We start from the raw sequence: 12,109 nt of genomic DNA, 5'->3' as shown, positions 1-12,109 counted from the left end.
CCTGTCGCTGGAGCGGCAAACATTGCAATATTCAGACAAGCGTATGTCGTGCAGTCGCAGCCAAACATCCTGAATCGCTGCACTGGAAAACACTTATCAATTATACTTATGAACGTCAAGAATAAAATCTACAAACCGTCCTGCGTGCACTTCAAGAAGCGAGGCTGTATGAAGCGGAACTCCTGCAACCCGGATAGATGCACGGATTACAGGAAAAAAGTAACGGCTGAGCCGATACGTACCGATACATTATGAAACTCAATAAAATCGTTGAACTAAGCCTGGAATCACAGGCAAAGGAATTGAAAGAAAAAAATAAATCAGTTCGAGAAATCGCCAGAATTTTAACCGACGTATCGAAACAATCTATAACCTTCAACACAGTTCAGCGGTATTTCACGGCACAGGCCAGGCTTCACCGCGACGTAATTGAGAAAAACGAGAAGCTGAAGGTTAAAGTCATAGAGCTCGAGCTCGACACAGTACAGGCCAGGCAGGAGCTCATCACAGAGATCCGTGACCTCGCAAGACAGGCAAAAGAGGACGGCGATATCAGGACAGCTATACAGGGGCTGGACAAGGCCGTTGCTGCTCTGGATTCTCTTGATAAACGTCTTGGCAGGTTCTCAGTACCTGAGGTACAGGTAAACGTACAGGTAAACCAGCAGTTCAATGAGTTCATGAAAGTAATTTTAGAGGAGGTGGACGATGTCGGAAGAGCCAGGATCATATCAAAGCTCAAACAGGCTGCTATCTACTAAAGCGCTCTGCATGCTCGATCAAGATTATTTCCTGGGAAATGTTCTGGGCTATCAGGTAGAACAGCACCACAGGAAGATCCTTGAGCATATCACCTGCAGTAAGAAATCGCTCGATCTTGCGCCGCGCGGCTTCGGCAAATCCACGATAGGAGATATCGGCTATTGCCTCTGGAAGATAGTACAGAACCGCAACACAAGGATCCTTGTTGTGAGCAACACGCAGAGCCAGGCAGAATCATTTTTGAGAGAAATGAAAGCACACCTGGAAGGAAACTCACGGCTGCTTGAGCTCTTCGGGACTTTCAAAAGCGATAAGTGGACTGAAAGCGAGCTCTCCGTTTCAGGCAGGACCATAGTGGCAAAAGAAAGCACACTCACTGCATTAGGTGCGTCAGGCGCGGTGATCAGCAAGCATTTTGATATTATCATAGCCGACGACATCGTTGATTTCGAGAACGCCAGGACAGAGCTGCAGCGCAGGAAGCTCAGCGAGTGGTATCGTACTGCATTACTTCCAACCCTGGAACCGCACGGCCAGCTTGTAGTCATAGGTACGCGCTATCATCCGCTGGATCTGTACCAGGATCTCATGGACAGCAAGCAGTACAGCGTCCAGATCCAGCGCGCCATCCAGGACGACGGCTCCAGTCTGTGGCCTGCAAAGTTTTCTTCCACGGATCTGCTGCAGATAAAGGCAGAGCTCGGCAGCCTTATATTCTCAATGCAATACCAGAACGATGTCGAGCTGGCAAAGCAGGGGCACATATTCCGCTTTGAGTGGATGCAGTTCTATGATCATGACAGGGCACCGCAGAAGCTGAAAATATACCAGGGCGTGGATCTCGCAATAAGCGAAAAAGAGACCGCCGATTACTTCGCGCTCATGACACTAGGAATCGATCCTAACGGCAGTATCTACGTCCTGGATCTGTACCGCGACCGGCTCAGCTTCAAGGCGCAGCAGGAGATCATCAGACTCAAGGCGCAGCAGTGGCAGCCTGTCAGCATCGGAATAGAGATCAACCAGTACCAGCGAGCTCTTGCGCAGGAACTGATCAGGACAACCACGCTTCCGATCAAGGAACTGCAGACGGTCAAAGACAAAGTGACAAGAGCGCAGAGGCGCAGCGCACTATTCGAGAATAAGAAAGTATTCCTGCGCAAAGACATGGCCGTATTTGTGGACGAGCTCTGCTTATTCCCGGACGCATCGCATGACGACACATTTGACGCATTTGATTTCGCTGTGACCGCATCCGAAGGCAGCGGCGACGTGAACCGATTCAGCAGCATAGTGGTATCAAAAAGGAGCTGGTAGCCTGGTATTCGTAGTAGAAGGAAAAGATCGGAAAGAAGTAGAAAAAAAAGCAGAAGCGATCAAAGACGGCATAGAGAAGCAGGGCAAGTTCGATTACCTGCTCGATGTCCGAGAGATCAAGGACGGTCACTGGAAAGCAACGATGCAATTATTCTTCCACACAGAGAAATACCCGAGCCACTACAAGAACTAATATGATCGAAAGTGTTATATATTATAGAGATGTATAGGAACGATAGCATATCTAAGATGCGATTGTATAGTGCTATATGCGCTGTGCAATGCGTGCCCGTTACAGCGCGCAAGGTGGCTCCCGTCATTTTGGCGGAGAGCCAACCCTACTTCAATACAGGTGATATTTTGGAAAATGTGATGAAAACAGTAGGCATAAAGCTTAATTTGATAATACCACAAGAGCAGGAACTAAAAACCCTTTTTGAGGCATTCAGAACTGGCATTAACTGGTCACTGAACGAAATCGAGAAACGATATCAAGTATTTGTTTCACGGTTTGAAGAGATCCCGAAAGAAAACCGTATCGACGGCGTATGTCCTGAATGCAATACAGAAAAGAATCTAACCTTTCTTAATCGATACACCAATCGAAAATACTGCTCATCCTGCGCTATGAAAACGTACAGTGAATACACTGTGCGAAAAGAAATATATGGTGTAGGTGACCGTGTAGTGGCAAACGACTTAAAAAGCGTCATAGAAATCCCGGTTAAGACGCATTACGCGATGCTGTTCTCTCAAGCATACGCAATGTGGAAATCATACAATGCCTGGAGGATCAAGCGCAACAGAGAGTTAGGGGTGGTTGAAGCAGAGCTATCATCATATCCAGATCAGCGATACCTGCACGCTGCAATGCTGATAGAGCAGAAGGCAGCAGATACAAAGCGCAGTAACCCAAAGATGATATGGAAAACCGCAAAGGCACATGCTACAAAAGAGGTATTCCGTGATTTCTCAGACAAAGAACAGAAAGAGATCAGAAGGCTGCATGATAAACTCATGGATGTGAGGCGGCTGAAACGACCAATATCATTTCCGCATCTTGAAGAGTGCAGAACCATAATGATGGCTTCCGGGTTTGTACAGTGGGATAACGGAGAGCTTTATCTCACATTATGGGGGAAAGGCAGGAAGAGGATAGACTTCTGGGGCAAAGAGTATCTTAAGCAGTATATCCTGAAGATGGAAGCAGACAATAACGTATATTGCAACATCACAAAAAAGAATGGCGACTACTATCTAATGTATCCACTGGAGATCAAGGTCAAGCAGCCCCCTGCTATTGAAGAGTGTGATCCGTTCGTTGTCCTGTCATCGCCAACCAGGATAGGAGTGTTTGGATACGATGAGGATGGTGCGCTTAATTCGGTTAAGTGGATGTCAACAGGTCAGCTTGCGTTCTCTAAGAGGCACTTCAAAGAGAAGCGGGCAGAGATTACGGTAAGAAAGTCACCTGATGAAAAAATGAGAAAGATCAGGCGCAGAAGGAAGAAGATACGGAGAAGAGGTAACGTAGAACAGAGGTATGTATCCACGTATAATCACCAGATATCAAGGAAGGTGGTAGATTATATCATGGAACAGTCAGAGAATCCCAAGATACTGCTATGGGATGTTGGCAATGGCATAACACAGAACTTCGGTAAGCAGTTGAATTACCTGAAGAACCTGTGGCCAGTCGTTCAGCAGCAGGACTACCTAAGGCACAAAGCGATGCAGGTAAGCATACCGATTGTAGAGATCAAATATAACAAATGCAATGATCTTGTATGCTCGTCATGTGGTGCGAAGCAAAAGAACGGGAAAAAACCCGCGAAGGCGATTACGCAGCTTATCAAAGGTATCAAAAACTTTAAATGTGAGTCCTGCGGATATGAAGTTAATCAACTTATAAATCAGGCAAATAATATTGTGTCTATGCAATAGTGTTTTCTTGTCTTTATAAGTATTTCAATAAATTGCCAGCACGCCTGAATTTCGGCTAAAAAACCGATATCGGGCTGGTAGTGTTGAAGAGTGACATTTATCAGAAGTAGGGATGTAACTTTCATACCCTGCTTGATGGATATAATTGACAGGTGTTGAAGAGTGACATTTATCAGAAGTAGGGATGTAACAGTTCTTTGCATGAGAAATGATACCCGCCCGTGCCTGGTTGAAGAGTGACATTTATCAGAAGTAGGGATGTAACAAGAGATGTATTGGACTCAATTCCTTTTTTTTCAGCTTTATTTACCTTCATCCTAATCTTTAGAATGTGTTAAACCGGTTAAAGCAGGCACTTCAAGCCTTCAAGAATGAAGCGCAGCCAAAGACATACATAGCGTCAGGCGGCAGCAACAGGCGCAACTATTTCTCAGAGAGAATGCGGAATCAGGAGAACCTGAAGAAATACCGCACGATATATGAACAGGGCGGCGTATTCGCAGAAGCGATAGACACTTACGCCCTATTTGCATTCGCTAACGGCTGGCGGCTCGAAGGCGAGGACGAAAATCTTGCAGACGATGTATGGCAATGGTTAGAGGGCTTCGATTTCGATTACGTCATGGAGCAGGGCCTCATAGATGCGCTTGTGTACGGCGACGGCTTCCAGGAGAACGTATTCACGCGCGGCGGCGATCTTGAGAGGATCGTGGCAAGGGAATCATGGAGCTTCTCGATCCTGCACGACGATCATGGCAAGATCAACGGCTACATGCAGCAGATAGATATGCTCGATCAGGGCATAGAGCTCAAGCCGGAGCAGGCCACACACATCCAGCTAAAATCCTTGGGTGGCAGCATGTACGGCCTTTCTCTCATCGGCAGGGCATACGATGATATCATGCGCGACACCAAGACCGCAGAGGCATCTGCTACTGCAGTAGAAAGGCACGGCTTCAAGAAGTACCACATCCGTGTCGGCAAAGAAGGCGAGATCATACCGCAGGACGTGCTGCAGAATATAGACAAGCAGTTCCAGGATCTCGAAAGCAAGAACGATTTCGTCACAGTCCGGGACGTGGAGATCAAGAACATAGATGAAGGCGGGCTCACTGGAATCGATACATACAACGACATCAGCATTATGAGGGCGTGCGCTGCTCTGGGTGTCCCGGAGGAGCTTCTCGGCTTGAGGCGCGGATCAACTGACGCAACAGCAGCCAAGCGCATAGAATCATATCTCCAGAAAATCGCAAGATACCAGAAGCGACTTGAACGCATATACTCAAACGTGATCAATCTGTACACGCAGGAACCCGGCGCCGTGCGTCTTGTGTTCAACGATATCACGCCTGAAGATGAAAAACTCAAAGCAGAATGGATAGCGAATATCATGCGCTCAACTCCAATCGATCCTTTTTCCGTGCTTCCGAGGCGCTGGGTGCAGGAGCAACTGAACATTGATCCGGGGCAGTATGAGGATGACGAAGAGGAAGATCTGTTCCCGGAACAGATGCCAGGGGATATTACAGATGCGCCTCAGCACTGACACCAGAAAAGAGCCTACCCACACAAGAACGATACAAAATAGCTACGCTGTAGCTCTGCGCAGATTATTCCGCAGCTACAAAAAACAAGCTGTAGAGGCTCTCAAGCAGTCAGAAGGTAGGACGCTGGCGGCAGCAGACGTGAACACACCCTGGCTGGCTGATCGGCTCAGAGATCTGGCAACAGAGATAATCATCCTTCCAGGAAAGCGGATCACTGACGATTACGTGCGGAAGTCATACCAGTCAGGCACGACTTATGCAGGCTTCGGCCTCACACGCGCAGGTATCGAAGTATCGGTTGGCGCGAATACTCCTGCAGACTGGCGGGCGATTGACGCACTGCGTGTGCGCAACCTTTCAGCTCTGAAAGGGATCTCAGACGAGCAGTCAAAGCAGATCATCGAGCAGCTCACGACAGGCATCCAGAGAGGTGAGGGAATTCCTGAGCTGGCAGGCAGGATCACGGATCGAGTTGATCATATCGGCATTCAGAGAGCAACAGTAATGGCCAGGACTGAAACGATCAACGCATTTACGCAGGGAACGATTATCCGCTACCAACAACACGACATCGAGGAAACAGAATTTATCACGGCACAGGATGAAAGGGTCTGTCCAGTGTGCGGGCCTCTTGATGGCAAAGTCTTTAGATTGGATAGTGATCACGTAGTGCCGCCGGTACATCCACAGTGCCGCTGTGTACTGTTACCAATAATTTCAAAAGAATAGAATAATACCCGTCCGTGTCACACCTGTCCTTCTCTTTTTTCTATTACTCTCAGTAATATCGCTATGCTCAGAGCTATCAAGCAAGCGATAACTATATATGTGATAATTACGTAGTAATCACTAAGGATAAGAGCAATACCCCTGCGATGCGTCAACATCCAGGGGCGAGGCTCATTCCTGTCAAGGAGGAATGAACGAATGAGAAACAACTTCAAACCAAATAAAGATGTCTTCTTTGAGGACGACCAGGCGAGAGAGAAAGAGAGACATGAGCATTCAATTACCTGCGCAGTCCGCAAGGATATGAGAGAATTCGACATAGGGGTGTAAAAATGCAGGTCAAGACAGTGACCAGGCACGGCTACAGGATCAAGGGCGGCTATGTATGGTGCAAGATCCCGTACTCCTGTGAGACGGGGCTAGAAACAGAAGCAGGAGATGATGAATTTTGAAATCTGAAAAAGAACTAAGAGATAAGCTCACAGAGCTCAGGGAGCAGTACGAAAAACTTGATAAGAGCGAATGCACAGAAGAGAACAGGCTGATCCGCTACGATCTGCTCAAAGCAAAATATGAGGCTATGCACGTCCTGCGCTCAGAAATGGCAATACTTGAATGGGCGCTGGATGAGCCAAGGCACTGGCGTACCTCGTGGGAGATGGAGCGGATAAGATAATCTCTATAAAGAAAAAGTTCGTCCTGGAAGGATATGGCTATCAGGAGAAAGTTGTTAGGCCGCACAGCGAGACAGCGTCTCACCTGTACCTGCCTGCAGCGTGGGCTGGTAAGAAAGTTGCTGTCGTGCTGCTCGAACAGGAATGAGGAAAAATGGAACAAGAATTAGTCGACGAGTTTGGCCATAAATGCACATGCAGGGAGAACAACTGCAAATACAGGCCATGCAGAGGAGAATGCGGCTGTAAGTATCATTACTGGGCATATCAAGATTACCTATCAATGCCACAGGATTGAGCTGCAAGTGACCCTCAACCGCACTTCGTGCGGTGCCTCTTTTCTATTCCCCGGGAAATACTCTACTTCTTTTTTTTCAGCTATATAAGTACATACAAAAAATATTAGTATGTGCCTATAGGACAATTTCAGGACTTTGAAGCGTGCGTAACGCACATGATGAAAGAGCAGGGGTACTCTGAGGAAGTCGCTAAGAAAGTATGTGGGAAGATGCAGGCCGACGCTGAAGGCAATAGCAAGCAGAACAGCGCATGTCCGAATAAGCAGCCCGTGGCGCTTGCATTCAAGCAGTCCGTGAAGTTCACAGAAGATCCGAAAACAGGCGATACGATTTTCCATGACGTTACGCTGATCGCTGAAGGCACATGGACTGATGCGCACAGCAGGAAAGCCACTCACTACCCTGCATCAGAGCTTGAGAAAATGAAGTTCGAGCGCATGACAGTGAAGATGGATCACGACATATACGACCGCCTACCGCTCACGAATGAAATCGGTATCGTAGAAAATCCACGATTCCAGAAAGATCCGGCTAGATGGCTTGGCGATGTGCGCATATTCCCGACGCAGAACGGAAAGGACATATCAACGCTGCTCAAGCGCGGCAAGATCACGGATATCTCAAGTGAGATGTTCATCAATCCGCAGCAGGATAAGGAAAAGGAAAACAAGCGGATGCTTGCAACCGATCTTATTTTTATGGGCGCTGCTACAGTCAGAAAGGGCGCCTGCACTATATGCAAATTCAACGAAGGAGTTGATACTACGGCAGAATATACAAAAGAACAGATGAAAGATATGCTTGGATTCATGAAATCTAATCCTGACATGATCGATGAGGACATGCAGGACATGATGAAGAACATGGGTATGAAAGCAGAAAAAGAAAAAGAAAAAGAGAACGCAGGAGCGGTATCACATTCATCCAAAGGTGAAAACATGCTGGATAAGAAAGAAGGAGCCGGGGGATCAAGTACAGACCCCGCTATAGATGTCTTGGAAAGAAAACTTTCCGAGGCGGTAAAGAACAAGGGTTCCGACGTTGCTGCACTAGAGGCGCAGCTTGAGGAAGTCAAGAAACAGAAAACGAACCAGGCAGCCGCAGAACTTGAAGCTGCAAAGGCCAAGATAGCAGAGCTTGAGGCCTCGAACAAAGACCTGATCAGGCGGGTAGCCGAGATGGAGCACGACGGCCGTGTAAGAGAACTTCAGAGGCAGATAGCCGAGCTCTCAAAACAGCCAGTGATCCATACCAGGATAACAACTCCCGTGTCGGCAGAAAGAACAGCGGTCGAGCTGGATAACGAAGAGTTCCCGGCATTCTCCGCAAAGGATTTTGGTGAATAATCATGGCAGACATAAACGCATTTCCAACAATTAGACATGTCCTCCACAGCGGGGATAACATCAAGAATTTCAAAGCAGGTGCAGCGATCACAGCAGGCATGGTCGTTGCCTTCGAATCGTCAGGCGTGAGCAGGCAGGTAATACCTGCGGTCAAAGGCTCGACAGGAATGCCGATCGGCGTTGCTCTCTACGGCGTCTCAAGCGGTGATGAGGTTGCAGTAGCGTGTAGAGGCTGCTGGGTGTACGTCGCAAACGCTGACGATACTACAGGCATAGATGCAGGCGACGCACTTGAGGACAACGATAACGCAGTCAAAGGAACAGTGAGTGCTGCAGCGCTGGTAGAGGCGGGAGCGGTCGCTGTGGTCAAATACCAGATAGGCATTGCGATTGACGACATTGCAGGCGGCGGAACCGGACTCATGGAAGTCGCACCGGGACATCTGACAGCAGCAAATAATGCGTAGGTGATACAAATGAAAGAAATTAATATAGAACCAATGCAGCACAGAAGTGTGAATGCAGGACAGGACAGGCATGTACGCCTGTTAGCGCAACTGCTTGAGATCGCAAGGATAGACCATGCAGGCGAGAGACTTGGCAGCAAGAGACGCAGAGATATTATCAGAAGGCTGCCTGTCGAGATGGGCGCAAGCAAGGTTGATGATTTCATGTCAGACGATCCGACAGCTCCCAGATACCAGGCAAGAGAACTTCTGCTCACAGATGCCATCGAGTCAACCTCGATCATCCAGGAAGAGGTCATGAGAACAGTCGTTGCAGGCGCTGAGAAATTCAAGGTCATCAGAGACGCAGGGGTTGCATGGTATCCGTGCAAGTCAAATGCTCTGCGCGTGCCCCTCGGCGAGACCGAGCGCAACGCTGATGTTGTCCCTGAGGGCGCTGAAATCCCTGACAGGACACAGGACTACGGCTATCGAGATTTCACGATAGTGAAGTATGGTGTCAAACCTCGCATATCATTCGAGATGATCGAAGACGGACTGGTAGACGTTGTGGCGGAGGAGATCTACTACGCGGGTGCAGCGGTTGAGAACAGGCTCAACTATGACGCACTCACAGCCCTGGCAACAAATGCAGGCAACGTGACCACGATCACTGGCGGCGCAACTCCGGGCACGGCGCTGTCAGTTCTGAGGCAGGCCAAGAAGCTGAACAAGAACGACGGCTTTTTCTCAGACACGATCATCATGCACAGCGATTTCGAGGCTGACCTCATGGCGAACACTGTACTGCAGACCCCGTATTATGCAGGCGGTCCGGGTGCATCCGGCACTATCCAGGGCGTGCTTCCAACACCGCTCCTTGGAATGCGCTGGTTCGTCACGGATAACGGTTCTTCGACCGTGGACGGCTCATATCCGTGGGAGTACAACTCCAATACAGATACCGGTGCAATAGTCCTGGAGGCGAAGCGCGGCTGCGGTGTAGCGATGCGCAGAGACAGAACGGTGAACCGCATAGACGATATCGTGAGAGAGCTGCACACCATCACCGTGACAATGCGGTGTGACGTGAATTACCTGCACGCAAACGCAGTTGCTAGATGTAAGTGGCTGACATAAGCTGAAGCTACTATGCAGGAGGCAGGGGCTTCGTGCCCCTTTTTTCTTACAACATGATCACGTCACGAACTCACAAGGAACTGAATGGGGAATGGCAGCGTCAGCGTGAGCAGGCGCTCAAGGACTCATCAGGCTTCGCTGCAACAGGTGAGCAGTACTCGCTTGAAGATCTCAATGTGGGTATTGAGGGTGAAGGCAGGAACGATCCTGAAACATACCTGATAGATACAACGCCTGTAGATCCAAACACACTTCCGAAAGTGAATGGTGTGGATATCAGGAAACTGAAAGGACGGGATTGAAAAAAACGAAAACAAGAAGGAGGCTATAAGAAAATGTCAGAACCAATACTGGATACACTCATACTGAATAATGCGACTGTGACTGCAGGCAGCTCAAGCGAGCCTGTGCACACTGTATTCGATGCTAACCATGCTGATGTGCTTATCAGGGTCGGCACAAAAACAGGCAGTCCTGTACTCACGTTCTATCTCGATGTGATAGAACCGACATCAGGCGCAACTATCCGCACATATCCCGGAATAGCGATATCGACAGCGACCACCTCGGATTATATCACTGTAGATGGGCTGACGCTCGGCACTAGACTGAAAGTGAGATATGCGGGCACTCTGGACGCTGACAATAAATTTAGCGGTGTGTACTGTAGACTCGTTGTGAAGAGGTGATGGACGATGCCTGACTACACGGCGAGCAAACCGGTGAACATCCTTCGAGGGATTGTACCAACAGCGTCGGGTTGGGACACAGCCCCAACCGATTTAGCTAATTGTACTGACGGAAATTTTAGCACGGTGACAGGTACTGGTGTAACCACTTTGGTCGCTGGCGGTGCCGTTGGTATCGTTGGAATAGATACAGGGCGCATTAGTGTCTATCTCATTCACTATTTTATGGGGGTTTGGCGAACTGCAGGCTCAGTTTATTTCTATGTAGAAGCGTCGAATGATGGGGTTAACTGGGTGCTCCAGAGCTTGAGGTCAGATGATGTTACCAACGCTACCGAAGCGCTGCGCAACGTCGACAGGGTTGTATATGGCCGATACATTCGTATTCGTATTACCAATACAGACGCGTCAACCACGAACGCACGATTTTATCAGATACTTGGTTGGGAATTAGGGACATGACCACCAACGCTGAGCTTGAAAGTCTTGGATTGAGTGAAGAGGAGAGGATAGCATACTGGCAAGACCAGACTAGGATAGCCGCGAACAAGAAAGCAGATGCTACATACAAGTCCGAGAAAGAGCTTGCAGCAGCTACAGCTACAGCACTTGAGGCACCGAAGTGACATACAGCACCACAGCCGAGCTTGTGAGCCTGACTGGTTCTCCCCTATCCTCTGCAATACTCCAGGCGATCATCGACCAGGCAGACCGCGATATTGTATCACAGCTTCGGCTTGCGAATATCTCGGCCCCCGGATCTGACGATGACCTGAAAGCAGCCTCCTTGAAGCTCTCGATAGCCGGGGTGGTCCGCAGAGGGCAGCTTGACGGCTCCAAGCCTGTTAGCTCGATCAGGATCGGCGATATCTCAACCTCAGAAGATCCGGACGAGGCGATACGACAGCTCACCGAGAGTGCAGGAAAGAACATAGAGGCGTACATAATGTCGCACGGCACACAGAGACGTGACAGGTGGTATCTCAGGAAGGTGAACGGATGAACGATCACGATCTTCTTATCAGGCTTGATCAAAAAATGGATTCCGTGCTGATATCACTTGAAGAGGGAAAGAAGCAGTTTCGTGATATTAGCAAGAGGTTGAATGAAGAAGAGAAGTGTACGGTCAGGTTTAAAACTGGCATCGGGATAATCAGTTTCATTATACTTGTCGTGATGACCAGAGTATTCTAATCTTTTTTTCAGCTTTATA

The 12,109-nt window shown here is 48.7% G+C and carries 19 protein-coding genes; 18 read left to right on the top strand and 1 reads right to left on the bottom strand.

Annotated elements, in window-relative coordinates:
- Window positions 1-251: 251 nt before the first annotated feature.
- From ANME2D_RS11210 to ANME2D_RS11200, 3 genes are all read left to right on the top strand, one after another.
- Window positions 252-761 (top strand): hypothetical protein, encoded by a 510-nt coding sequence (locus tag ANME2D_RS11210; protein WP_048091674.1) that lies wholly within the window; start codon window positions 252-254, stop codon window positions 759-761.
- Window positions 709-2,079 (top strand): phage terminase large subunit, encoded by a 1,371-nt coding sequence (gene terL / locus ANME2D_RS11205; protein WP_052368870.1) that lies wholly within the window; start codon window positions 709-711, stop codon window positions 2,077-2,079. Before ANME2D_RS11210 ends, terL begins: the two co-directional genes overlap by 53 nt.
- Before the next feature lie 360 nt (window positions 2,080-2,439).
- Window positions 2,440-4,023 (top strand): hypothetical protein, encoded by a 1,584-nt coding sequence (locus tag ANME2D_RS11200; RefSeq protein ID WP_048091673.1) that lies wholly within the window; start codon window positions 2,440-2,442, stop codon window positions 4,021-4,023.
- Between the two features lie 172 nt (window positions 4,024-4,195).
- On the opposite strand, the gene ANME2D_RS19130 is transcribed toward ANME2D_RS11200, so the two are convergent.
- A complete protein-coding gene (locus ANME2D_RS19130) occupies window positions 4,196-4,339 on the bottom strand; it encodes a hypothetical protein (protein WP_408734833.1) in 144 nt (47 codons plus the stop codon).
- Window positions 4,340-4,354: 15 nt separating this feature from the next.
- Here ANME2D_RS19130 and ANME2D_RS11195 point away from each other — a divergent pair, with 15 nt between their 5' ends.
- The 15 genes from ANME2D_RS11195 (at window position 4,355) to ANME2D_RS11140 (ending at window position 12,090) form a co-directional block, all read left to right on the top strand.
- Entirely contained in the window at window positions 4,355-5,572 is a 1,218-nt protein-coding gene (locus tag ANME2D_RS11195; RefSeq protein ID WP_048091672.1) for a hypothetical protein, read from the top strand.
- A complete protein-coding gene (locus ANME2D_RS11190) occupies window positions 5,556-6,302 on the top strand; it encodes a phage head morphogenesis protein (RefSeq protein WP_048091670.1) in 747 nt (248 codons plus the stop codon). The genes ANME2D_RS11195 and ANME2D_RS11190 overlap by 17 nt, the downstream gene beginning before the upstream one ends.
- 198 nt (window positions 6,303-6,500) lie before the next feature.
- Complete coding sequence (locus ANME2D_RS18845; RefSeq protein ID WP_277812936.1) at window positions 6,501-6,632, top strand: hypothetical protein; 132 nt, start codon at window positions 6,501-6,503, stop codon at window positions 6,630-6,632.
- Between the two features lie 118 nt (window positions 6,633-6,750).
- Complete coding sequence (locus ANME2D_RS11185) at window positions 6,751-6,978, top strand: hypothetical protein (protein WP_048091669.1); 228 nt, start codon at window positions 6,751-6,753, stop codon at window positions 6,976-6,978.
- Window positions 6,954-7,124 carry a DUF2080 family transposase-associated protein gene (locus ANME2D_RS18100; RefSeq protein WP_157834085.1) on the top strand — a complete coding sequence of 57 codons (171 nt, stop codon included), beginning with the start codon at window positions 6,954-6,956 and terminating at the stop codon, window positions 7,122-7,124. Before ANME2D_RS11185 ends, ANME2D_RS18100 begins: the two co-directional genes overlap by 25 nt.
- Before the next feature lie 6 nt (window positions 7,125-7,130).
- Entirely contained in the window at window positions 7,131-7,274 is a 144-nt protein-coding gene (locus ANME2D_RS18095; protein WP_157834084.1) for a hypothetical protein, read from the top strand.
- A 111-nt stretch (window positions 7,275-7,385) separates the two neighbouring features.
- Window positions 7,386-8,621: a hypothetical protein gene (locus ANME2D_RS11175; protein WP_157834083.1), complete on the top strand. Its 1,236-nt coding sequence runs from the start codon at window positions 7,386-7,388 to the stop codon at window positions 8,619-8,621.
- 2 nt (window positions 8,622-8,623) lie between these two features.
- Window positions 8,624-9,088 (top strand): hypothetical protein, encoded by a 465-nt coding sequence (locus ANME2D_RS11170; RefSeq protein ID WP_048091664.1) that lies wholly within the window; start codon window positions 8,624-8,626, stop codon window positions 9,086-9,088.
- Window positions 9,089-9,097: 9 nt separating this feature from the next.
- Complete coding sequence (locus ANME2D_RS11165; protein WP_048091662.1) at window positions 9,098-10,207, top strand: phage major capsid protein; 1,110 nt, start codon at window positions 9,098-9,100, stop codon at window positions 10,205-10,207.
- A gap of 32 nt (window positions 10,208-10,239) precedes the next feature.
- Window positions 10,240-10,509 (top strand): hypothetical protein, encoded by a 270-nt coding sequence (locus ANME2D_RS11160; protein ID WP_157834082.1) that lies wholly within the window; start codon window positions 10,240-10,242, stop codon window positions 10,507-10,509.
- Between the two features lie 33 nt (window positions 10,510-10,542).
- Window positions 10,543-10,896: a hypothetical protein gene (locus ANME2D_RS11155; protein WP_048091657.1), complete on the top strand. Its 354-nt coding sequence runs from the start codon at window positions 10,543-10,545 to the stop codon at window positions 10,894-10,896.
- Between the two features lie 6 nt (window positions 10,897-10,902).
- Complete coding sequence (locus ANME2D_RS11150; RefSeq protein WP_048091655.1) at window positions 10,903-11,358, top strand: discoidin/SUN/FTP domain-containing protein; 456 nt, start codon at window positions 10,903-10,905, stop codon at window positions 11,356-11,358.
- The gene (locus tag ANME2D_RS18090) at window positions 11,355-11,522 is read left to right on the top strand and encodes a hypothetical protein (protein WP_157834081.1); all 168 of its coding nucleotides are present in this window, start codon (window positions 11,355-11,357) and stop codon (window positions 11,520-11,522) included. Before ANME2D_RS11150 ends, ANME2D_RS18090 begins: the two co-directional genes overlap by 4 nt.
- Window positions 11,519-11,899 (top strand): hypothetical protein, encoded by a 381-nt coding sequence (locus ANME2D_RS11145; RefSeq protein WP_048091652.1) that lies wholly within the window; start codon window positions 11,519-11,521, stop codon window positions 11,897-11,899. The genes ANME2D_RS18090 and ANME2D_RS11145 overlap by 4 nt, the downstream gene beginning before the upstream one ends.
- Window positions 11,896-12,090, top strand: a complete 195-nt coding sequence (locus ANME2D_RS11140) for a hypothetical protein (RefSeq protein ID WP_048091650.1) — start codon at window positions 11,896-11,898, stop codon at window positions 12,088-12,090. The genes ANME2D_RS11145 and ANME2D_RS11140 overlap by 4 nt, the downstream gene beginning before the upstream one ends.
- Window positions 12,091-12,109 lie beyond the last annotated feature (19 nt).

This window comes from Candidatus Methanoperedens nitratireducens (assembly GCF_000685155.1).
GTDB lineage: Archaea > Halobacteriota > Methanosarcinia > Methanosarcinales > Methanoperedenaceae > Methanoperedens > Methanoperedens nitratireducens.
Note: the sequence above shows the minus strand (reverse complement) of the source record. Positions and strands in the feature narration are given on the sequence as shown.

Excerpts from the sequence above, each read along its gene's own strand:
- terL (WP_052368870.1), top strand. The coding sequence starts at position 709 with ATGTCGGAAGAGCCAGGATCATATCAAAGCTCAAACAGGCTGCTATCT.
- ANME2D_RS18095 (WP_157834084.1), top strand. The coding sequence starts at position 7,131 with ATGGAACAAGAATTAGTCGACGAGTTTGGCCATAAATGCACATGCAGG.
- ANME2D_RS11190 (WP_048091670.1), top strand. The coding sequence starts at position 5,556 with ATGCGCCTCAGCACTGACACCAGAAAAGAGCCTACCCACACAAGAACG.
- ANME2D_RS18090 (WP_157834081.1), top strand. The coding sequence starts at position 11,355 with ATGACCACCAACGCTGAGCTTGAAAGTCTTGGATTGAGTGAAGAGGAG.
- ANME2D_RS11140 (WP_048091650.1), top strand. The coding sequence starts at position 11,896 with ATGAACGATCACGATCTTCTTATCAGGCTTGATCAAAAAATGGATTCC.
- ANME2D_RS11155 (WP_048091657.1), top strand. The coding sequence starts at position 10,543 with ATGTCAGAACCAATACTGGATACACTCATACTGAATAATGCGACTGTG.
- ANME2D_RS11210 (WP_048091674.1), top strand. The coding sequence starts at position 252 with ATGAAACTCAATAAAATCGTTGAACTAAGCCTGGAATCACAGGCAAAG.
- ANME2D_RS18845 (WP_277812936.1), top strand. The coding sequence starts at position 6,501 with ATGAGAAACAACTTCAAACCAAATAAAGATGTCTTCTTTGAGGACGAC.
- ANME2D_RS19130 (WP_408734833.1), bottom strand. The coding sequence starts at position 4,339 with ATGAAGGTAAATAAAGCTGAAAAAAAAGGAATTGAGTCCAATACATCT.
- ANME2D_RS11170 (WP_048091664.1), top strand. The coding sequence starts at position 8,624 with ATGGCAGACATAAACGCATTTCCAACAATTAGACATGTCCTCCACAGC.
- ANME2D_RS11150 (WP_048091655.1), top strand. The coding sequence starts at position 10,903 with ATGCCTGACTACACGGCGAGCAAACCGGTGAACATCCTTCGAGGGATT.
- ANME2D_RS11165 (WP_048091662.1), top strand. The coding sequence starts at position 9,098 with ATGAAAGAAATTAATATAGAACCAATGCAGCACAGAAGTGTGAATGCA.